15 protein-coding genes and 1 riboswitch are annotated in these 21,280 nt (G+C 72.8%); of the genes, 4 read left to right on the top strand and 11 right to left on the bottom strand.

Translation table 11 applies throughout. The annotated features are described in order from the left end of the window. Positions 1-110 precede the first annotated feature (110 nt). The 7 genes from HGB44_RS08235 to HGB44_RS08205 form a co-directional block, all read right to left on the bottom strand. Entirely contained in the window at positions 111-776 is a 666-nt protein-coding gene (locus tag HGB44_RS08235) for a hypothetical protein (RefSeq protein WP_061078402.1), read from the bottom strand. A gap of 43 nt (positions 777-819) precedes the next feature. Further along, on the bottom strand, positions 820-1,038 hold the full coding sequence (locus HGB44_RS31860; RefSeq protein ID WP_061078401.1) for a hypothetical protein: 219 nt from the start codon (positions 1,036-1,038) through the stop codon (positions 820-822). Between the two features lie 144 nt (positions 1,039-1,182). Then, on the bottom strand, positions 1,183-2,217 hold the full coding sequence (locus HGB44_RS08225) for a LacI family DNA-binding transcriptional regulator (RefSeq protein ID WP_061078400.1): 1,035 nt from the start codon (positions 2,215-2,217) through the stop codon (positions 1,183-1,185). A gap of 251 nt (positions 2,218-2,468) precedes the next feature. After that, positions 2,469-3,866, bottom strand: coding sequence for a GH1 family beta-glucosidase (locus tag HGB44_RS08220; protein ID WP_061078399.1), 1,398 nt, complete (start codon positions 3,864-3,866; stop codon positions 2,469-2,471). A 263-nt stretch (positions 3,867-4,129) separates the two neighbouring features. Further along, the gene (locus HGB44_RS08215) at positions 4,130-4,993 is read right to left on the bottom strand and encodes a MetQ/NlpA family ABC transporter substrate-binding protein (RefSeq protein ID WP_061078398.1); all 864 of its coding nucleotides are present in this window, start codon (positions 4,991-4,993) and stop codon (positions 4,130-4,132) included. Positions 4,994-5,066: 73 nt separating this feature from the next. Then, positions 5,067-5,807 carry a methionine ABC transporter permease gene (locus HGB44_RS08210; protein WP_061078397.1) on the bottom strand — a complete coding sequence of 247 codons (741 nt, stop codon included), beginning with the start codon at positions 5,805-5,807 and terminating at the stop codon, positions 5,067-5,069. Next, positions 5,804-6,760, bottom strand: a complete 957-nt coding sequence (locus HGB44_RS08205) for a methionine ABC transporter ATP-binding protein (protein ID WP_061078396.1) — start codon at positions 6,758-6,760, stop codon at positions 5,804-5,806. Before HGB44_RS08205 ends, HGB44_RS08210 begins: the two co-directional genes overlap by 4 nt. Before the next feature lie 655 nt (positions 6,761-7,415). Here HGB44_RS08205 and HGB44_RS08200 point away from each other — a divergent pair. Further along, positions 7,416-8,465 (top strand): coiled-coil domain-containing protein, encoded by a 1,050-nt coding sequence (locus HGB44_RS08200; protein WP_061078395.1) that lies wholly within the window; start codon positions 7,416-7,418, stop codon positions 8,463-8,465. Between the two features lie 452 nt (positions 8,466-8,917). Next, positions 8,918-9,973, top strand: a complete 1,056-nt coding sequence (locus HGB44_RS08195) for a hypothetical protein (RefSeq protein ID WP_061078394.1) — start codon at positions 8,918-8,920, stop codon at positions 9,971-9,973. Between the two features lie 306 nt (positions 9,974-10,279). Here the strand turns inward: HGB44_RS08195 and metE are convergent, their stop codons facing one another. Next, positions 10,280-12,580 carry a 5-methyltetrahydropteroyltriglutamate--homocysteine S-methyltransferase gene (gene metE / locus HGB44_RS08190; protein WP_061078393.1) on the bottom strand — a complete coding sequence of 767 codons (2,301 nt, stop codon included), beginning with the start codon at positions 12,578-12,580 and terminating at the stop codon, positions 10,280-10,282. A 165-nt stretch (positions 12,581-12,745) separates the two neighbouring features. Further along, a riboswitch (cobalamin riboswitch) is annotated at positions 12,746-12,906 on the bottom strand. A gap of 272 nt (positions 12,907-13,178) precedes the next feature. Here metE and HGB44_RS08185 point away from each other — a divergent pair. Both HGB44_RS08185 and HGB44_RS08180 read left to right on the top strand, forming a co-directional pair. Continuing rightward, entirely contained in the window at positions 13,179-14,759 is a 1,581-nt protein-coding gene (locus HGB44_RS08185) for a polysaccharide deacetylase family protein (RefSeq protein ID WP_061078392.1), read from the top strand. A gap of 312 nt (positions 14,760-15,071) precedes the next feature. Continuing rightward, the gene (locus HGB44_RS08180) at positions 15,072-16,634 is read left to right on the top strand and encodes a polysaccharide deacetylase family protein (RefSeq protein WP_061078391.1); all 1,563 of its coding nucleotides are present in this window, start codon (positions 15,072-15,074) and stop codon (positions 16,632-16,634) included. A gap of 122 nt (positions 16,635-16,756) precedes the next feature. Here the strand turns inward: HGB44_RS08180 and HGB44_RS08175 are convergent, their stop codons facing one another. From HGB44_RS08175 to HGB44_RS08165, 3 genes are all read right to left on the bottom strand, one after another. After that, a complete protein-coding gene (locus HGB44_RS08175) occupies positions 16,757-17,926 on the bottom strand; it encodes a quinone-dependent dihydroorotate dehydrogenase (protein ID WP_061078390.1) in 1,170 nt (389 codons plus the stop codon). A gap of 5 nt (positions 17,927-17,931) precedes the next feature. Then, complete coding sequence (locus tag HGB44_RS08170) at positions 17,932-18,849, bottom strand: proteasome assembly chaperone family protein (RefSeq protein ID WP_061078389.1); 918 nt, start codon at positions 18,847-18,849, stop codon at positions 17,932-17,934. A gap of 477 nt (positions 18,850-19,326) precedes the next feature. Then, positions 19,327-21,078, bottom strand: coding sequence for an ABC-ATPase domain-containing protein (locus tag HGB44_RS08165; RefSeq protein ID WP_061078388.1), 1,752 nt, complete (start codon positions 21,076-21,078; stop codon positions 19,327-19,329). Positions 21,079-21,280 lie beyond the last annotated feature (202 nt).

Below are 21,280 nucleotides of genomic sequence, written 5' to 3'. Positions count from 1 at the left end.
TTGTACTTGCAGCGGGTTCGGGCGCCGACACCGGCTAAGACGCAGGTCGTAACCCTCGTGGCACGCAGCGACGCTTCCGGCCAGTCCACCGGGGAGCACCGCGGCCGCGGTCAGACCTGGGAGCCGACACGGACCTCGAAGGTGCCCAGGACGTCGGCGTCCACGAAAAGCTCGTCGTCGGTCTCCAGCGGTGGGGTCGCCACCGGCAGCAACGCGCGCACCCGTCCCGGGCCCGCCACCAGCCACTCGTGCGCGGGGTCCACCAGGCCGCGGCCCAGCTCCCCCTCCTCCACCGAGGCGCTCACGCCCAGCGGTTCCCCCGGCACCTCGTCGGCGGTGGTCAGCACCGGTCCCAGGGTCAGCTGCACCGGCTGCCCCGCACCGTCCAGCCACAGGCAGGCCGGCGTGTAGGCGCTCACCGACGCCCCTCCCCCGGCGACGGCGGCCACGCCCACGCGGGCCGAACGCGCCCGGGGCGGCACGGCGTCGTCCGAGCCCCGCACCAGTTCCGGGGGGACCTGCCAGACCTCGTCGCCCGCCCGGACCGGCACCGGCTCCGCCGGGACCAGCGGGGCGCACATGCGCGCCTCCGGCTCGACGATGATCTCGATCGGCTCGGCGACGGCGCGTTCGTGGGCCCCGGCCAGGACGTCACCGCCCGCCTCCAGCAGGTCGGCGAGACGGACGGGGTCGGGGCTGCCCAGCACGTCGCCGTCGTCCAGGGCTCCGGCGCGCTCGCTGCCGCCGCTCGGCGACAGATAGGTCACCCAGCGCATGTGCTTCTCCTTGTCCACCGCGGAAGGGGCGGCGCGTCCACGCTCAGAGGGCGGCGGTGGGGCTGTGCTCCTTGCCCGTGCCCGCGCACCCGCGGCAGGGCTCGTCGACGCGGAGCCAGACGATCACCCCGCTGCCGTCGCGGTGCGGCCGCTCGGGTCGCCACCAGCCCGTGCCGGAGCAGAACCGGCAGTCGACGCCGTCCCGCTCACACCATCCGCACGAGGAAATCGCACACCGGTTGTGTGTCGGTTCCCGCTCCATGCGCTCCCACCGTCTCCCGCGAAATCGCGACCAGCCTTGCACAGTCACCGCACCGCGTCCACCCGGGAGGGCGTGAACGAGCGGGTCAGAGCACTGCGGGGCGGTGTGCGCGCGGGCGTCGGCGGCGCCGGGACGCCCCGCGGCTCAGCCGGTCTCGCGGACGACCAGGTGGGTGCCGAGCATGACGGTCTCGGCCTCCGCCGTACGCGGGATCGCCACGTCCACCAGCAGCCGCGCCATCTCCTGTCCCATCTGCACCGTGGGCTGGTGGATGGTGGTCAGCGGCGGGTCGCTGTGCTGGGCCATGACGGTGTCGTCGTAGCCCACCAGTGCCACGTCCCCGGGCACGCTCAGGCCGCGTGCGCGCAGCACCCGCAGTCCTCCGAGCGCCATCATGTCGGAGGCCGCGAACACCGCGTCGGGCTCCAGCCCGGTGTCCAGGAGCCGCTCCATCGCCTCGGCTCCCCCCTCCACGCTGAAGTCGCCCTGCACGACGAGCCTGTCGTCGACCTCCAGCCCGGCGGCGGCCATGACCTCGCGGTAGCCGCGCAGGCGCTCCACGCCGGCGTTCATGTCCAGGGGGCCGGTGATGGCGGCCACCCGTCGGCACCCGCGCTCCAGGAGGTGGCGGATGGCCACCCGGGCCCCGCCGATGTTGTCGATGTCGACGCAGTAGGGCGCGGGCTGTTCGGGCGAGTGCGGGCGACCGCCGTGGACGACCGGCACCCCGGCCTCGTCCAGCCGGGCCGAGAGCGGGTTGTCGCTGTGCAGGGAGATCAGCAGCGCCCCGTCCACGTGGAAGCCGCTGAGGTAGTCGCCCACGCGCTTGTGCTCGGCCTCGGTCCGGGCCGTGGTGAGCATGAGCTGGAGGTCGCGCTCGTGCAGGACCGAGCTCACGCCGCGGATGATGTCGGCGAAGAAGGGGTCGGAGAACAGCCGGTCCCGGGGCTCGGAGACGACCAGCGCGATCGTGTCGGTGCGCCTGGTGACCAGGGTGCGCGCGGCCTGGTTCGGGCTGTAGCCGAGTTCGGCGATCGCGGCGTGCACGGCCTCCCGGGTGCGGGGGCTCACCTGCGCGGACCCGTTGATCACCCGCGAGACGGTCCCTCGTCCGACCCCGGCGCGCTGCGCCACCATCTCCAGGGTCGGACGCTTCCGACCACCACCGGTCTTGGCCACTTCGAGGCTCCCTCTGGGATCGTGTCCCGCCGCCCCGGGGACTGCTTCCCCGGGGCGGCGGCGTGTGCGACGGGCATCCACGGTCATACCCGCCCGGAACGACTGTGTGGGGTGCCCTTGGGGACACCCCACGATCCTTCCGCGGTTCGCCGGACCGCCGCCGCGTGCGCGGCGGCGGTCCGGCGCGATGCAGGACGTGCTCGGCGGACGCCTACCCCGCCACGCGAGGGGCAGCGTGCGCCGGACGTGTCCTAACGCTCGGGGAACTGCCCCGTCTTGGCCAGTTCGGCGTACCAGTGACCGCTGTCCTTGATGGTCCTGCGCTGCGTCTCGTAGTCGACGTGCACGATGCCGAACCTGCGGGAGTATCCCCACGCCCACTCGAAATTATCCAGGAGCGACCAGGCGAAGTACCCGCGCAGGGGCACCCCGGCCAGGACGGCCTCCTTGGCCGCCCTCAGGTGGCCCTCGTAGTAGTCGATCCGGTCGGTGTCGTTGACCTCGCCGCCCTCGGTGACGGTGTCCTCGAAGGCGCACCCGTTCTCGGTGACGTAGAGGTCGATGCCGCCGCTCTCCCCGGCCAGGCGGGCGAGCACGTCGTACAGGCCGGTGGGGTCGATCTCCCAGCCCATGTGCGTGACGGGCAGCCCCTGCGAGACGTGCACCTCCTCGCGCTCGGCACCGAGCCAGGCGCCGCCCTCTCCGCTGACCAGCGCCGGGTCCAGGCCCTTGGCGGAGGCCGCGACGAACTCGGGCGAGTAGTAGTTGACGCCCAGGAAGTCCATGGGGGCGGAGGTGATGTCCAGGTCGCCGTCCTGGATGAAGGAGAAGTCGCTGACGTCGGCGAGGTCCTCCCTGACGTCCGCGGGGTAGCGGCCCTTGAGCAGGGGGTCGGTGAAGATGCGGTTGCGCACGCCGTCGGCGCGGCGGGCGGCGCGGGCGTCCGCGGCGCTGGGGCCGTGGGGCCGCACGACCGCCTGGTTGTGGGCGAGGCCGACCCGGGCGGGGTGCCCGGTGGAGCGGATCGCCTCGACCGCCAGGCCGTGGCCCAGCAGCAGGTGGTGGGCGGCGGCCAGAGCCGCGGCCGGGTCCTTGTGGCCCGGCGCGTGGTGGCCGTTCTCGTAGCCGAGGAACGCCGAGCACCAGGGCTCGTTGATGGTCATCCAGTTGCTGACGCGGTCGCCGAGGGCCTCGGCGACGACCTGGGCGTAGTCGCGGAAGCGGTAGGCGGTGTCGCGGTGGGGCCAGCCCCCCGCGTCCTCCAGCGGCTGGGGCAGGTCCCAGTGGTAGAGGGTCGCCCAGGGCTGGATCCCGGCCGCCAGGAGGGTGTCCACCAGGCGGTCGTAGAAGTCGATCCCGGCCTGGTTCACGGCGCCGGTGCCCTCGGGGATGATCCGCGGCCAGGCGACGGAGAAGCGGTACGCGCCCAGGTTGAGCTGGCTCATGAGCGCGACGTCGTCGGCGTAGCGGTGGTAGTGGTCGTCGGCGGGGTCGCCGGTGTCTCCGCCCAGGACCTTGCCGGGTGTCTCGGCGAAGGTGTCCCAGATGCTGCGGCCTCGGCCGTCGGCGGTCGTGGCGCCTTCGATCTGGAACGAGGCGGTGGCCGCCCCCCAGAGGAAGCCCTCAGGGAAATCGTTGCGGTTGCTCACTGCTGGTGTACGCACCTTCCATGACGAGGGGACATCGTTTGGGAGCGCTCCCATAAAAGAAACAGAGAAGTACCTTGATGTCAATCAACAGCCCTCGCACCGCAATCCAAACGTTACGGGAAAGCGGTGGTGGCGACGGCTCCGAGGCGCCCCCGGGGCACCCCGCAGGAGCGCCCCGGGACCGGCTCCGTACCGTACCCGTGCCGCGACGGCCGTGCGGCGGGATCCCGCGGCACCGCCCGCACGGCCCTCCGGCTCCGCCCTCAGGTGCCCTCGCCGCCGACGGGGACCACGACGCCCTGCCAGCGCTCCTCCATGAACGCGCGCACCTCGTCGCTGTGCAGGAGTTCGTCGAGCCGGACGATCTCCTCGTCGCCGATGTCGTGCGTGGGCACCACCAGCCCGTTGGCGTAGGGGTTGTCCTCGGTCTCCTCCCAGGCCAGCACGTTGGCGGTGGAGGTCAGGTCCGCCTCCAGGGCGTAGTTGCCGTTGACGACCGCCGCGTCCAGGTCCTGGAGCGAGCGCGGCAGCTGGGCCGCCTCCACCGGCGTGATCGTGACGTCGAGCGGGTTGTCCTCGACGTCGTCGACCGAGGGCGCCTCGTCGCCCGTGTCGGCCAGGGTGATGACGCCCTCGGTGTCGAGCAGGTCCAGGGCCCGGGCCATGTTGGAGGTGTCGTTGGGCACGCCGATCTGCGCTCCCTCGGGCAGGTCCGCCAGGTCGGTCAGCTCCTGGGAGTAGACGCCGAAGGCCTCCAGGTGCACGTCCGCCACGTAGCTCAGGTCCGCGTCCGGGTTGCCCTGGAGGTACTCCTCCAGGAACGGCCGCGTCTGGTAGTAGTTGGCGTGCAGTTCGCCCTCGGCTAGCGCCGCGTTGGGCTGGTTGTAGTCGGTGTACACGGACACGTCCAGGGCCAGGCCCGCGTCGGCCGCCAGGTTCTCGTCGACGAACTCCAGGATCTCGGCGTGCGGTGTCGGCGTGGCGCCGATCCTCAGGACGGTCACGTCCTCCCCGCCGGTCTCCTCCTGGGCCCGCTCGCTGGGGCTTCCGCAGGACGCCAGCAGCACCGCCGCCGTCGCCGCGGCAGCGGTGCCCCGCGCCGTGCGCCTCCTCGCGTCTCCGGTCATCGCCGTCTCCCTCCGTGCCGTCAGGACAACTCGTGGGGGGAGGGGGTCGCTCTTCTGTGTGTACCCGGTCGCTTCAGCGCCGCGCCAGGCGGCGCACCAGCAGGTCGCCCAGGCTCTGCGCGATCTGCACGATGACGATCAGCAGGATGACGGTGGCCCACAGGTAGTGGTCGTTGAAGCGCTGGTAGCCCTCGCGGATGGCCAGGTCGCCCAGGCCGCCGCCGCCGATGGCACCGGCCATCGCCGAGTAGGAGATGAGGGTGACCACGGTCATCACCAGGCCCGCGATGAGTCCGGGCAGGGCCTCGGGCAGCATCACCTTGCCCACGATGGTGACGCGGCGGGTGCCCATGGCGTGCGCGGCCTCGACAACCCCGCGGTCCACCTCGCGCAGGGAGGTCTCCACCAGGCGGGCGAAGAAGGGGATCGCGCCGATGCTCAGGGGCACGATCGCGGCCGTGGGGCCCAGGGTGGTGCCCACCAGGAGGCGGGTCAGGGCGAGCACCGCCACCATCAGGACGATGAACGGCAGCGAGCGGCCGATGTTGACGACGGCGCTGAGCACGGCGCGCACGGCGGGGGCGGGGATGAGCCCGCCCCGGTCGGTGGCCACCAGCAGCACGCCCAGCGGCAGGCCGAACAGGACGCTGACGACGGTGGCCCACCACACCATGTAGACGGTGTCCAGGGTGCCCAGCCACAGGTGCGGCCACATCGCGGGCCAGGCCTGGACGAACGCGACGACGGCGTCCCAGGGACCGGTTCCCCCGGCAGCGGCGGCGAGGTGGAGGACGTCGGCGGGGTTGGTGCTCACTTGCGGGCCTCCTCGACCAGCAGGCCGTGCTCGGACAGGTAGGCGAGCGCCTGGTCGCGGCGGTCGCCGCGCAGGTCCACGCTCAGGCGGCCCACGGACTGCCCGGCGACCTCCTCCACGCCGCCGCCCAGGATGTTGACGTCCACGTCGAAGCGGCGGGTGAGCTCGGACATGAGCGGCTCGTCGAAGGAGCGCGGGTAGGTGACGTAGACCGTGTCGGGGCCGCCGTGCGCGGGCAGCGGGAAGAGCGAGCGCGCCAGCAGCGAGCCGGGGGTGCCGATGAGGTCGAGCACCCGGCCCGACTCCAGGAACGCGCCGTTCTCCATGATCGCCGCGGAGTCGCAGATCCGCTTGATCACGTCCATCTCGTGGGTGATCAGCAGGATGGTCAGGCCCAGCTCGTCGCGCAGGCGGCGCAGCAGGGCGAGGATGGCGTCGGTGGTGGCCGGGTCGAGCGCGGAGGTGGCCTCGTCGCTGAGCAGCACCTTGGGGTCGGATGCCAGCGCGCGGGCGATGCCCACCCGCTGCTTCTGACCGCCGGAGAGCTGGGAGGGGTAGGCGCGCGCCTTGTCCCCCAGGCCCACGAGTTCGAGGAGTTCTCCCACGCGCCTCCTGCGGCGGGCGCGGTCGACGCCGGAGACCTCCATGGGGAAGGCCACGTTGCCCGCGACGGTGCGCGAGGACAGCAGGGCGAAGTGCTGGTGCACCATGCCGATGCGGCGGCGGGCCACCCGCAGCCGCGCGCCGCGCAGCGCGGTGAGCTCCTCGCCGTCGACCCGGACCGATCCGGCGTCGGGGCGCTCCAGGAGGTTGACCGAGCGCAGCAGGGTGCTCTTGCCCGCGCCGCTCTGGCCCACGACACCGAAGATCTCGCCGGGCTCGACGTGCAGGTCGACCCCGTCCAGGGCGGTCACCCGGTGCTTCTTCAACCTGTAGGCCTTGTGGAGGCCCACTGCGTCAATCACGGTGTTCCCATCGACGTCTGGCGGTGGTGTGGCGCCCGGCGGGGATCCGGCACGGGCCCGTCGCCCGCGTTCGAGCGTACGGAGCGCCCCGCGGGCGCGGGCGGCGGCGCGCCGGTGGCCGGGCGGGCGCCGGCAGCGGTGGCGCGCCCGCGCGGGGCGGCCGGTTCGGGGACGCGCCGCCCCCGGCGGGGCCCCCTACTCCCCGGTGTCCGGGGGCTGCGGGCGGGTCCACGGGACCGGTCGGACACGACAGCGTCCGCCGGGCAGCGGCAGACACCGCTCGGCGGTGTCCGACCGCGTGGGCGCGGTGGTCGCTGGGTCGTGCACGGGAGCCTTCACGTTTCCTACTCAACCACGGGGAAAAAGGTCGGTTCACCGGATTTCGCTGTTCGGGCCGGGTTACATCCACCACATCGGGGCTCCCGCGGCACGGTGGATTCGTCCTGTCCCTCCCGAATCCCCGCGCGAGTGCCTACACTCATGACGGTCCCGTTGCTCTCGCCCCCGGCCCCCGGGTGTGCGCGAGAGGCCAGGGCCGGAGGCCGCTCCCGCGGCTGTCGGCCCCACGTGGGAAACGACGAGAAACAGCGCCCGCTCCGCTCCCTTGCCCGGGGGCCGCGCGGGCCCGAGGAGCGACCACACCGTGCAGCCCGACGATCTGAGCCGAGTGGACGATTTCGCCGACTTCTGGGCTCCCGACCCTCCCGAACTCAGCTGGCCGGACCGCGTCCGGGCCCTGGCGGGCCTCCTTCCCGCCGCCGCGCGCCCGGGCCGCGCGCGTGTGGCGGCGCTGGCGGTGGCTGTGCTGGGGAGCTTCCTGTTCGCGCCCCAGGCCACGGCCGTGGCGGCGCCGGTGCCCGGTGAGCCGGAGGACATGAGCGCCCTCCAGGACCGCGCGGAGGCCCTGAGCGAGGAGTTCAACGGCGAGCTGCGCGACATGGAGGGCGTCATCCAGGAGGCCGAGCGCGCGGAGGAGCGGGCCCAGAGCACCCGCGAGGACGTGGACGCCGCGCGCGAGCAGGTGCGCGCCCTGGCGGTGGCCACCTACACCAGCAGCGGGATCGGCCTGTCGATGTCGCTGTTCGTCGAGGCCGAGCCCGACGAGGTCATCGACCGCGCGGTGGTGATCAACTACCTGTCCACCAGCAACCAGGACAAGATCAACCAGCTCAGCCAGGCCCTGGAGCGCGACGAGACCGCGCAGGAGAACGCCGAGGAACAGCTGGCCGCGGCCGAGGAGGACCTGGACGAGCTGGAGGGGCGCCGCGAGGAGGTCCAGGAGATGATCGCGGACCACCCCGTACAGCCGATGGGCGGCCCGCTCAACATCACCCCGCGCACCGAGCAGATGCGTGAGCTGATCATCGAGAAGTTCGGCGAGGGCACCGAGTACGGCGGTGTGGGCTGCTACCGGGCGGTCGGCGGCTGGGTGGTCGGCGAGCACCCCAAGGGCCGCGCCTGCGACTTCATGGTGGACCCCAACGGCAACACCCCCATCCCCGAACAGGTCGAACGCGGCTACGCGATCGCCGAGTGGGCCAGGGAGAACGCCGACCGCCTGGGCATCATGTACATCATCTACCGGCAGCAGATCTGGGACATCCGCCGGGGCGACGAGGGCTGGCGCGACATGGCCGACCGCGGCAGCATCACCGAGAACCACTTCGACCACGTGCACATCTCGATGTTCTGATCCGGCGGCGTCCGCGACGGACACCCCATTACCCCGCGCGGGACGCGACCGCGCGGGGAACAGCGTCACGATTGCGTCACGTGCGGGATGAGTTCCTACACAACCGACACAAAACAGTGACGATTCACCCTGCTACCCCCGGTCTGACCTGCCCAGGGGACACCACTCGCGGCTAGGATGCACACGTCCCGGCCCGGGCCGAAGGACGTCTTCGGCCTCACCCGACCGCCGCCCCCGGTGGTCGGTCCCCCGGTCCACCGCAACCTCCGCACGGAGGCGGGGAACGCCCGCCCACTCCCCCGCCCTCGCCCGCGGGACGGCAGTGGCGACAGGTGCGCCTCCCCCACACGGTCACCGTGCCCCTTCCGGGGGCGCACGGGAAGTCGTGAGAACCCAACGGCGCACACACGCGTCCCAGACAACACGGTCATCACACACGGGCGAGGGGAGCCATGAGCGAAAACGGACCATACAACCAGCCGCCGCAGAACCCATACGGCGGTGGGGACAACAGCGGGGGCCAACCGCCCTACGGCCCGCCCCACGGTGCCCCCTACGGTGACCCCAACACCGGCGGGCAGCCGCCCTACGGCGCCCCCTACGGTGACCCCAACACCGGCGGACAACCGCCCCACGGCGGTCCCGCGGGTTTCCCCGGCCCCCAGGAGCAGCAGATGTACGGGGGCGGCCAGCCGCCCTACGGCGGCCCCGGCGGCCCCGGGTACCCCCCTCCGCCGCAGCAGCCCCAGGGCGGCGGCAGCAAGGCGGGCCTGTGGGTCGTGATCGGCGGCGGCGCCGTGATCATCATCCTGGTCATCGCGGTCGTGGTCGTCCTCGTCACCAACGACAGCGGACAGCAGACCGTGGCGCCCGAGCCCGATCCCTCCCCGAGCGCGGAGGCGACCACCGGCGGCGAGGAGACGACCGAGCCGACCACCAACGCGGCCCCCGCGGGCGAGCCCCCCTACGCGGTGCCCGCCGAGCCCTGCGACGCCTTCACCGACCAGGTGCTCTCCGACTTCCTGATCCAGGACGAGGGCGACAAGTACGTCCAGGACAACAACTCCTACTGCGAGAGCCTGGAAGGCGCTGCCCCGGAGGGCAACCCGTCCGAGAGCTACGCGATGTTCGAGATCAGCTACCAGGTGCCCTACTCCGCCGCCGACTCCGTCGAGGCCGCCACCACCGACTTCCAGTCCGGGGTGCAGGAGCTCAGGGGCGAGGGTGACTACAACACCTTCTACGACTCCGCGAACGTGGAGGAGGACAAGGAGGTGGACCTCGGCGACGAGGCCCACTACGTCCTCACCAAGTACGACTTCCTGGGCGAGGACATCCCCGAGGCCACGCTGCTGATCCGCACCGCCAACCTCAACGTCCGGGTCCAGTACCAGATGCACCCGCCCTTCACCGAGGACGCCTCCGCCGAGGACCTGGTCATGCCCGACAACGTCGAGGAGATCATGCTCAACGCCGGCGCCGAGGCGCTGGCCCTGGTCGGCAGCTGAGGCGGCCGACCGGACACGGCGGGAGGGGGCCGCGGCGTTCGCCGCGGCCCCCTCCCGCGTTTCAGCCTCCTGGGGACTCTTTTTGAATCGGCCTCAGCTTGTGGGGGTCGGTTCGGGCGCCCACGGGGTTCTGGAGGGGCTGGAGGTGAGACTGCAAGCAGGACTGCGCCGCAGGCGTCCGTTGAGGGTGGTGGCGGGCGACGGTGTGGGCACGAGCCGTCTCACCGGAGGCGCCGAAGGTTCCCGTTCTCCGGGCGCCCGAACACGGACCGAAGCGAAGCGGAGGTCCAAAAAACACTGCCTGGCTCACGCCAGGTCGGCGCGCACCCGGCGGGCCGCCTCGACCATGTTGCGCAGGGCCTGCTCGGCCTCGGCGTAGCCGCGCGTCTTGAGGCCGCAGTCGGGGTTCACCCACAGGTTCTGGGCGTCGACGTGCGCGACCGCCAGGCGCAGCGCCCCCTCGATCTCCTCCACCGAGGGCACCCGCGGGGAGTGGATGTCGTACACACCCGGGCCGATCCCGCGCTTGTGGCCCCGACCGCCCAGGTCCCGCACCAGCTCCATACGCGAGCGGGCCGCCTCCACGCTGGTGACGTCGGCGTCCAGCGCCTCGATGCCGCCGACGATCAGCCCGAACTCCGAGTAGCACATGTGCGTGTGGACGGTCGTGGACGGCGACACCCCCGACGTGGCCAGGCGGAAGGAGCCCACCGCCCAGTCCAGGTACCGCTCCCGGTGCTCCGAGCGCAGCGGCAGCAGTTCGCGCAGGGCCGCCTCGTCCACCTGGATGTGGCGGATCCCTGCGCGCTCCAGGTCGGCGACCTCGTCGCGCAGCGCGAGGCCCACTTGACGGGCGGTCTCGCCCAGCGGCTGGTCGGTGCGCACGAACGACCAGGCGAGCATGGTGACCGGACCGGTCAGCATGCCCTTGACCGGCTTGTCGGTGCGCGACTGGGCGTAGGTGGTCCACTCGACCGTCATCGGCGCGGGGCGCGAGACGTCGCCGAACAGGACCGGCGGGCGCACGCACCGCGAACCGTAGGACTGCACCCACCCGTTCCGGGTGGTGGCGTAGCCCTCCAGCTGCTCGGCGAAGTACTGGACCATGTCGTTGCGCTCGGGCTCGCCGTGCACGAGCACGTCCAGGCCGATCTCCTCCTGGAGCGCGATCACGCGGTCGATCTCCTCGCGCAGGACGGCCTTGTAGGCCTCCTCGGCCAGCTCGCCCCCGCGGTGGGCGGCGCGGGCGCGGCGCAGCTCGGCGGTCTGGGGGAAGGACCCGATGGTGGTCGTGGTGAGCGGGGTGTCGGTGGGCCTTCCCCGCTCCCGCGGACGCTCGTAGGCGTCCGGGCCCAGGGCGTCGAGCCTGGCGCGGACGCGCGCGTCGGTGAAGGCGGGGGGACGGACCCCGCCCTGTCCGGTGTACTCGGCCTCGGCCCCCTCCGACAGCACACGGCCGAGCAGGGCCGTCTCCTGGGCCTTCTGCCTGGCGAAGGCCAGGGCCCCGCGCAGTTCGGGCGCCAGGGAGGTCTCGGCGTCCAGGTCCAGGGGCACGTGCAGAAGGGAGCAGGAGGTGCTCACGGTGAGCTCGTCGGTGAGGGCCAGCAGGGTGCCGAGCGCGGCCACGGCTGCCGGGACGTCGGTGCGCCAGACGTTGCGGCCCTCCACCACGCCCGCGACCAGACGGGTGGCGCCCAGACCGGAGACCCGCACCAGGTCGTCCACGCCCTCGTCGTCGGTGACCAGGTCCAGGCCGACCGCCTCGACCGCGGAGTCCTTGAGGACGCGCAGGGCGGCGGAGCCGATGGAGCCGAAGTAGGTGGACACCAGCAGGGAGGGGCGTTCGGTGACCGTCCCCAGGCGCTGGTAGGCGCGCTCCAGGTGGCCGACTGCGGCGCGTCCCTCATCGGTGGCCAGGATCGGCTCGTCCAGCTGGACCTCGGTGGCACCCGCGGCCCGCAGGTCGCCGAGCAGCTGGGCGTAGGCGTCCAGGAGCTGGTCGAGCAGCTCGACGGGCTCCCAGCCCTCGGGGGCACCGTCCGCGGGCTTGGCCAGCAGCAGGAAGGTGAGCGGGCCGACCAGGACCGGACGGGTGTGGAAACCCGCCTCGGCGGCCTCGCGGAACTCGGCGACGGGCTTGTCGCCCACCAGGCGGGGGCGGGTTCGGGGCGACAGCTCCGGGACCAGGTAGTGGTAGTTCGTGTCGAACCACTTGGTCATCTCCAGCGGCGGGGCGCCCTGCTCGCCGCGGGCGAGCGCGAAGTAGCGGCGCAGCTCCTCCTCGCGGTCCGGCGCGGCGGCGGGCGGGGCGAAGCGGGAGGGGACCAGGTCGAACAGGACCGCGGTGTCCAGCACGTGGTCGTAGTAGGAGAACGTGTTGGAGGGGATGTCGTCGACACCGGCCTCGCGCAGCTGGGCGTAGACGCCCAGGCGCAGCTCGGCGGCGACCGCGTCCAGCTCACGGGCGGTGGTGCGGCCCTTCCAGTGGGACTCGCAGGCGCGCTTGAGCTCCCGGTCGGGGCCGATGCGCGGGTAGCCGTGCACGGTGGAGCGCACGGAGGGGCGGGGCCCGCCCGGCGCCGCGGACGGCGTGGGGGTCGTGGTCATGAGCTTCTCTCCCTCGTCGAAAGCCGGGTACCGGCCGCGAGGGGGAGGAGAGGGGCGGGCACGCCGACGGGCGCGCCGCGGGCGCGCACCGGACCTGCCACCGCCTCCGGCCCTCCCTCGGGGCGCGGGACCACCGGCGCCGCGGGTGCGCCGCCGGGTGGAGGCAGGTCTTCGGACTCGGGGGCGCGGGCGGTGCGGACACCGCTCCTCCTACTGGCCGCCGCTTCCCGGTTCCCGGTCTTCGCGACCGGCACCACCAGTGCTCATGGCGACGTTCGTTCCCCCATACCGCTGCGGGGCAGTCCCGGATTCACACCGGGTTCCCTCTTGCGACATGGTTCCGCCCCGTCCGGGCCGGGGCCCGCGGGGTGGATCATGTACCTTCCACGGCTGCAAGTATAGGGAGTGCCCCCTTCGCCCCTGTACCCGGCGTACGGCCCCATGCGCCCGGCCCGGACGGTGAGAACCCCCGTCCCGCGGTCGGCGTCACACACGAAGTCAAGCGTTGCGCGGGTGAGCCTCCCCTCTGCTCCCCGCGGACGTTCGTCTGAGCGATGAACGTGGAGATCCCCTCGTGAATAAGCAGTCCCGCCTCGCCATGGCACCGGACCACCCTCTGATCACGGTCGTGGTAGCCCTGGCGGTCCTGGCGGGCATGGTGTTGTTGGCCACCCGTTCCTCCGGCGAGTCCGAGCCCCCGGGGCAGACGCACGGAGCACCGGCCTCCGAGAGCGAACCGCCGCCCCCGGCCTCCGGCGACCCCGACGGGCTGACCGAGGTGGACGCGGCCGCCGTGGCGGGCGTGGAGGAGGCCGAGCTGCCCTACGACGGGGACATCTCCGTCGTGGTGACCTACCCGGTGATCCCCAACGCCGAGCCGCTGGCCGACTTCCTGGAGCGTGAGCTGACCGACGAGGTGCACGCCTTCGAGGCGGCCAACCCCGGCGCGGTGTCCTTCGAGGCGGAGTGGAACCTGACCGCGGCGCGCGACGGCCTGCTCGGGGTCCGCATGACCCGGGTCGAGACCGACTCCGAGGGGTCCCGGGAGGGGTACACCACCTACTGGTACGACACCGCGACCGCGGCGCACCACCCCTCCGCTGCCCTGGTCGGCGGCCAGGAGCAGCTGGAGGAGCTCAACGGCCTGGTGCGCGGCGCCGTCGGGAACGGGGACGGCGGGGAGGGCTCGGCCGACCCCGACGTCATCCACCCGATCAGCTCCCTGTACGACTCTGTGGGCTTCAACCCCGACGGGGACCTGATCGTGGAGTTCGACGCCGGGCAGGTCGCCCCCGCGGAGGAGGGCCGCACGCGCGCGGTGGTCGACGCCGGTGAGGCGGAGGGCCTGCTGTCCGAGCTGGGCCTTCGCGTGCGCGACGCCGCGACCGTGGGCGTCGAGGACTTCTCCATCGCCGCCCCGCCCCAGGCCGACAAGGACGGCCAGGAGGACGGGCCCGTGCCCGGACAGGTGTCCGCGGTGGACTCCGACGTCGACTGCTCCGACCCCGACACCAAGTGCGTGGCGCTGACCTACGACGACGGCCCCGGCGGGCGCACCCCCGAACTGCTGGACGCCCTCGCCGAGTACGACGCGCGGGCCACGTTCTTCGTCACCGGCAACCCCGTCATGGAGCACCCGCACACGGTGCGGCGCGCCTACGCCGAGGGGCACGAGATCGCCAACCACACCCTGAACCACCCCGACCTGGCCGGTCTGGGCACGGGAGGGGTGCGCTCGGACCTGGACGTCGTGCAGGCGCTGGTGTACCGCGAGACGGGCTACAGCATGGACCTCATGCGCCCGCCCTACGGCTCGACCGACGAGGGTGTGGCCTCGGTGGCCGCGGACATGGGTCTGGCCCAGATCCTGTGGAGCGTGGACACCCTCGACTGGAAGGACCGCAAGGCCTCGGTGATCCACGACCGCGCGGTGGAGGGCGCTTCGGACGGGGCGATCATCCTCATGCACGACATCCACGGCACCACCGTCGACGCCTCACGCACGATCATCCGGGAACTGGACGAGCACGGGTACACCATGGTCACGGTGTCCCAGCTGCTCGGGACCACGACCCCCGGCGAGACCTACGTCGACGGGGTCCCCGACGCCCCGGAGGAGAGCGCCGAGCCCACCGAGGGGGCCGGGGAGCACGGCGAGGAAGACGAGCAGGCTCCCTAGAGAGGTCCGAGAGGCCTCCGATGGGGTGTGAGGGCGCGGCGTCGCGGCGCGGCGAGCGTCCCGGGGGAGGATGTCCCCGGGAGAGGGCTTCGGGGCCGCGACCGGTGGGTCCCACGGTGCGCGGAGCCGTGTGAGGGCACCGGATGACAAGAAAGGAGCGCCCCGCGCGGGTGTTCCCGGTCTCCGGCGCCTCCTCCGTCCCGTGGCGGTGACCACATGTGGTCACCGCCACGGGACGGGGGACGGCGTCCCCTATGTTGCTCCCAGCAGCAGCCGTGTTGGCCACCCGCTGAGGGATGAGGGAGTCCGGTGTTGTCGTCGACTCGAGTCCACCCGAACGAGGCCGCCCCGTGCCCCGGGGCCGGGGGAGACCGGCCGTGGGGACGCAGAGCCCGGTGGTCCGGGGCAGCGCTGGTCGCGCTGGTGGTCCTGCCCCTGGCCGCGTGCAGCACCGAGGGGATCGTCTCGGGGGGCGGGGAGGATCCGGAGCTGATCACCGTGGTGGTGGAGGAGCCGGGGGACGGGGTCACCGAGTGGCGCGGGGACGCCTCCGACTTCGGGGACCACCCGTACAAGCCCGAGGGGCTCGCGGTCGACGTCGCCTACCCGGTGTTCGCGGGGGCGGACGCCTTCGCCGAGGAGCTGGCCGCCCGGGTGGACCAGGAGGTGCGGGACTACCGGGGCGCCAGCCGGGACCCGGTGAGCCTGGGCGTCGACTGGGAGGTGGTCGCCGCCGGGAACGGGGTGCTGGGTGTACGCCTGGTGCGCACGGAGGAGGACTTCCACGGGCTGCGCCAGGGGTACGGGACGTACTGGTACGACGTGTCCACCGGCCACACCGCCTACTCCACGGAGCTGCTGGCCGACGACGCGGCGCTCCGGGAGCTCAACGGGATCGTCCGCGCCTCGTTCGCCGACGAGGAGGCCGTGGACGCGCAGGGCCTGCACCCGGTGAGGCGCACCTACGACTCGATGGGGTTCAACGCCGACGGGGACCTGGTGGTGGAGTTCGACGACGGACACCTGTCCCCGGTCGTGGAGGGCCACCCCCCGTCATCGGAACCGGGGAGGATGGTCGCGGTGGTGCCCGCCGAGGAGGCCGCGCCCCTGCTGTCCGACCTGGGCGAACGGGCTCGGGAGGCCTCCATGGCGGAGGAGCCCGTGCTGACCGTGGAGGCGCCCGCCGGCGAGCCCCCGACCGAACCGCGGGTGCCGGGGGTGGTCTCGGCGGGAGACCCGGACCTGGACTGCGCCGAGGCCAAGTGCATCGCGCTGACCTTCGACGACGGACCGGTCGCGACGACTCCGGAGCTGCTGGACCTGCTGGCGGAGGAGGAGGTGGCGGCCACCTTCTTCCTCAACGGCAACCCCGCGCTGACCCGGCCCGGCGTCACGCGTCAGATCTACGCCGAGGGGCACGAGATCGGCAGCCACAACCATCTGCACGAACACATGCCCGAGGCCTTCGAGGGGGAGGAACTGGCCCACCAGGTGGCCGCGGTGAGCGCGATGGTACGCCGCCAGACGGGACACACCGTGGAACTGTTCCGGCCGCCGTTCGGCGACAGCTCGCCGGAGGTCCTGGAGGAGATCGGCCGTCAGGGCATGGCCGAGATCCTGTGGAGCCAGGACAGCGAGGACTGGACCGACATGAGCCGCGACGAGGTCGTGGAGAGCGTGGTGGACGGGGCCCGGCCCGGAGGTGTGGTGCTCCTGCACGACACCCTGGAGCCGACCCTGGCCGCGGTCCCCGAGATCATCGAGCGGCTGCGGGCGGACGGGTACGAGTTCGCGACCGTCAGCCAGGTCTACGACGGCCCGGAGGCCGGGAAGAGCTATCCGCCCGAGGGGCTGTCCGCGCCCGCCGGTTCCTGAGGTCCGTGGACGGGTGGGGCGCGTGTGTCGGCGGCCGGTGGGGAGCGTCCCACCGGTCGCCGCGTCCGTGGAGCGGCGACGCGCCCCGCCCGTCGCGGCGGGCCCGGTCGTTGGTGGCGGGTTCAGCCCTCGGCGGTGGCCGCGGCGGGGTCGGCGCCCCGCCCGGTACCGGCTGCCGGGTCGGCCGGCGCGGGGACGTCGGCCCCGACGACCTCGTTGATGGAACGGTGGCCGGAGGCCCGCACCAGCCGGGCGAGGCCGCGGTTGATGCGGCGGGGCCAGAGGGGGCCGCCGTAGATGAGGCCGGTGTAGCCCTGCACGAGGCTGGCCCCCGCGCGGATACGGAACCAGGCGTCCAGGGGCGTCTCGATGCCGCCGACGGCGATCAGGGTCACCCGGTCGCCCACGCGGGCGCGCAGGCGGCGCAGCACCTCCAGGGAGCGCCGCTTGAGGGGTGCGCCGGACAGACCGCCCGCACCGGCGGCCTCCACCTGCGCCGCGGGGGTGGTCAGGCCCTCGCGGGAGATGGTGGTGTTGGTGGCGATGATGCCGTCGAGCCCCTCGGCCAGGGCGAGGTCGGCGACGGCGTCGACGTCCTCGTCGGCGAGGTCGGGGGCGATCTTCACCAGGAGGGGCAGGTCCGGGCGGCCGGCCTCGGCCAGGGCCTCGCGCACGGCGGCCAGGAGCGGGCGCAGCTGCTCCACGCCCTGGAGGTTGCGCAGCCCGGGGGTGTTGGGCGAGCTGACGTTGACCACCAGGTAGTCGGCGTAGCGGGCCAGGCGCCGGGCACTGAGGGCGTAGTCGGCGGGGGCCTCGTCCTCGGGCGTCACCTTGGTCTTGCCGATGTTGACGCCGAGCACGGGACGGCGTCCGCCGCGCCGGTGGTGGAGGCGTTCGGCGACCAGGGCCGACCCCTCGTTGTTGAAGCCCATCCGGTTGACGATCGCGCGGTCGGCCACCAGCCGGGACAGGCGCGGCCGGGGGTTGCCCGGCTGGGGCTGGGCGGTGACGGTGCCGATCTCCACGAAGCCGAAACCGAGCGCGGCCAGCCCGGAGGGGCTCTCCGCGTTCTTGTCGAAACCGGCCGCGAGCCCCAGCGGGCCGGGGAACTCCTGCCCGAGGGCGTGCACGGTCAGCTCCGGCTCACGCGGCCCGAGCACACCGTTCATGGCGGAGGCCACGGCGGGCAGGGCGGTCACGCCGCGCAGCGCCGCGAAGCTGAGCTTGTGGACCTTCTCCGCGTCCATGTGGCGCAGGACCGAGCGGAAGAGCATCTGGTAGAACACGGTCATCCGTTTCACTCGCCCTCGCGCTCGGCGAGGAAGCGTTCGAGTTCGGCGCCGAGCTCGTCGGCGGTGGGCAGCTGGGCGTCGTCCTCGGCCAGCGGGAGCGTGGGGCGTTCCTGGGGGTCGGTCCGCGAGGACATGATGTCGTCGTACTGGCGCTCCAGGTTGGCCACGACCCGCTGGATCTCCTCGGAGGCCATGACCTGCTCCGCGATGTCGACGTCGGTCGCCGCGGCGACCTCCTCCATCTCCGTGGTGGGCAGGGCCAGGCCGGTGGCCCCGGCCACGTACTCGGCGGCGGCGATGGCCGCGCGCGGGTACTGGGCCTGGGCCAGGTAGCTGGGCACGTGGACGGCGTAGCCCACGAAGTCGTGGCCTCCCTCGCCCAGCCGGTACTCCAGCAGCGAGGTGGCGCTGCCGGGCACCTCGACGCGGCCGATCCACGGGGTGTGCCCCTCGACCAGCTCGGGGCGGGTGGAGTGCGGGGTGACCGTGACCGGCCGGGTGTGCGGAACCGCCATGGGGATGCCGTGGACGCTGACGGACAGCGTGACGGAGAAGTGGTCGACGAGGCGGCCCACGGCGGCGACGAAGGCCTCCCACTCGCGGTCCGGCTCCGGGCCGTGCAGGACCAGGAAGGGGGCGCCCTCGTCGTCGTGCATCCGGTACAGGGCGAGCTTGGGCGCCTCGTAGGCGGTCCAGGTGTTCTCGACGAAGGTCATCGTCGGGCGGCGCGAGCGGTAGTCCACGAGGCGGTCGGCGTCGAAGGTCGCGACCTCCTCCGCGGTGAACCGCTCGAACAGCGACGTGATCATCTGGCGCCCGGCGTGTCCGGCGTCCACGAAGCCGTCCAGACAGACCAGCATCGCCAGTCCGGCGACATCCTCGAAGCCTGGGTGGAGTTCGTACAGATCTGCGGAATCGCGCACCGGGTTCTCGTCTCCAAAACTGGTCGGGATCACAGGGTCGCGCTCACGCGGCGGTCGGGCGCCGGGGTACGGCCGGAGAGGCCCGTTTCGCACCGCCTGGGAGGCTGTGCCCTGCTTCTCCACAATACCGACCGGGGCCGCATGTAGCTGAGCCATGAAAGGACGCCCACCCCACACGCCCCCAACAACCCCGGCCGGTGAGAGTGGGACCGCATGCAGCTGAGCCATGAAAGGACGCCCACCCCACACGCCCCCAACAACCCCGGCCGGTGAGAGTGGGACCGCATGTAGCTGAGCCATGAAAGGACGCCCACCCCACACGCCCCCAACAACCCCGGCCGGTGGGAGTGGGACCGCATGCAGCTGAGCCATGAGAGGACGCTCCCCCCATACCCCCTATCAACCCCGGCCGGTGGAGGGAGCTTCCTGCAACCGGGGCATGAGAGGACCACCACACCGCGGCCCCGTCCGGGTGGCTCAGCGCAGGTCGGCCACCAGCAGCGAACGCAACCGGTTGAGGACGGCGGCGACCTCGAACCGGCGCGGCAGGACGTAGTCACCGCCGAAGTCGGCGCCGAGCAGGGTGACGCCCCTTCTGTCCAGGGCCTCCTCCAGGGAGTCGAGCGCCTCGGCGAGGGTGCGGCTGCCGTCCAGGTGGCGTCCGGCGACCAGCTCGCGCAGGGCCAGCCCGGCACCGGTGATCTGTCCGGGGTCGACGAACTGCTCCACCGCGCGCACGTCGACGTCGTGGTCGCCGAACACCAGCACGTCCATGTCGCGGCGCTTGATCCGGCCCCGGCCCCGCGGGGTGCTGTCGTCCACGGAGCCGGGGTCGACCACACGGGGGCGCGGCAGGGCGAAGTCCGCGTCCACGCGCTCGCGGGCGAGTTCGCGCGCCCGCTCGGTGACGTCGTGCGGGTGGTAGGCGTCGAGCATGATGACGTGGTCGGCGACGTCGAAGTAGTCGCCGCTGCCGCCCATGACCAGGACCGTGGAAACCCCGTGGTCGCGGCGCAGGGGCCGGACGAGGTCGATGAAGGGGACCAGGGGCTCCCGGTCGCCGTGTACGAGGGCCTGCATGCGCTCGTCGCGGATCATCAGGTTGGTGGCGGTGGAGTCCTCGTCCACCAGCAGGGTGCGCGCCCCCGCCTCGACGGCCTCACAGATGTTGGCCGCCTGCGAGGTGGACCCCGAGGCGTTCTCGGTGCGGAAGTCGCTCGTGTCGGCGCCGGTGGGCAGGTTGCGCACGAAGGGGCTCACGTCCACGCGCTCGACCCTGCGGCCCTCCTCCGCGCGGATCTTGACGGCGTCGTTCCTGGTCACCACCAGTTCGCGCCCGTCGCCGGGCACGTGGTCGTAGACGCCGCGCTCCAGGGCGTGGAGCAGGGTGGACTTGCCGTGGAAGCCGCCGCCGACGATGAGGGTGATGCCCTCGGGGACGCCCATGCCGCTCACCGTGCCCCGGTGCGGCAGGTCGACGCTGACCCGCAGACCCTCGGGGGAGGTGAAGGGCACGGCGCCGCCGGTCATGGGTTCGTCGCTGACGCCGCTGCGCCGGGGCAGTACGGCGCCGTCCGCGACGAAGGCCACCAGGCCCCTCTCCCCCAGCTGGGCGCGCAGGGCGACCGTGTCGGCGACGGTGTCGGCGAAGGCCGCGGCCTCCTCGGTGTCGATCTCCTCCCAGTCCAGGTCGTCCACCAGGCCGGGCAGCGTGCGGCACAGCTCCCGCTCGGCGGTGCGGCCGTCGATGCGGCGGCCGTGTCCGGGCAGGTCGATGCCGATGCGCAGGTCGATGCCGCCGTCGGTGAGCTGGCAGGAGGAGCGTTCGATCACCTCCTGGCCGCCGGTGTCGATCTTGAGCAGCGATCCGCGCAGGAGTCGGCGTGCGCGCCGCCCCAGGTAGTCGGCGGTGGCGCGGCGGCGCACCGGGTCGCCCCAGGCGCTCTTGGGGATGCCTGCGTCCGGGATGAGCACGCGCACCCGCGAGGGCGGCGCGAAGGGGTCGGCCTGGACCCGCTGCACGGTCAGGGTGAAGTCGCCGAAGTCCCAGTCGCCCTTGAGGGACTTGTAGCGGCCGTAGGAGGCGCCGTCCATGCGCAGGAGCTCCTCGGAGAGCCGGGCCTCGTCGCGGACGCCGCGGATCGGCTCGGGCTCGGGTCTGCGCCCGCCGCCGCGGCCTCCGCCTCCGCCGTACCGGCGCCCCTGGCCGCCCCCGTACCGTCCCGTCATCGCTCTGTCCCCCAGACGTCGTTTCCTCTGCTCCGGCCAGGTTAGGCGTTTGGCGGATCCGTCGCGGAGGACCTGTGGACAACCGCGTCCGCCCTGTCCGGGGCGAGGGCTGGTGCGACTGGCTCGGCCCCCTCGACGGCGGGGTGCCGTGGCTGGGCCACGACCCGTCGCCGGGGGCGGAGGTCCACGGCCCCGGGGTCCG

The organism is Nocardiopsis alborubida, from assembly GCF_012396365.1.
GTDB lineage: Bacteria > Actinomycetota > Actinomycetes > Streptosporangiales > Streptosporangiaceae > Nocardiopsis > Nocardiopsis alborubida.
This window is presented reverse-complemented; position numbering and strand designations above follow the sequence as displayed.

Coding starts and splice junctions, on each gene's coding strand:
- HGB44_RS08215 (WP_061078398.1), bottom strand. CDS start 4,993: ATGACCGGAGACGCGAGGAGGCGCACGGCGCGGGGCACCGCTGCCGCG.
- HGB44_RS08175 (WP_061078390.1), bottom strand. CDS start 17,926: ATGACCGTGTTCTACCAGATGCTCTTCCGCTCGGTCCTGCGCCACATG.
- HGB44_RS08195 (WP_061078394.1), top strand. CDS start 8,918: ATGAGCGAAAACGGACCATACAACCAGCCGCCGCAGAACCCATACGGC.
- HGB44_RS08235 (WP_061078402.1), bottom strand. CDS start 776: ATGCGCTGGGTGACCTATCTGTCGCCGAGCGGCGGCAGCGAGCGCGCC.
- HGB44_RS08165 (WP_061078388.1), bottom strand. CDS start 21,078: ATGACGGGACGGTACGGGGGCGGCCAGGGGCGCCGGTACGGCGGAGGC.
- HGB44_RS31860 (WP_061078401.1), bottom strand. CDS start 1,038: ATGGAGCGGGAACCGACACACAACCGGTGTGCGATTTCCTCGTGCGGA.
- HGB44_RS08185 (WP_061078392.1), top strand. CDS start 13,179: ATGGCACCGGACCACCCTCTGATCACGGTCGTGGTAGCCCTGGCGGTC.
- metE (WP_061078393.1), bottom strand. CDS start 12,580: ATGACCACGACCCCCACGCCGTCCGCGGCGCCGGGCGGGCCCCGCCCC.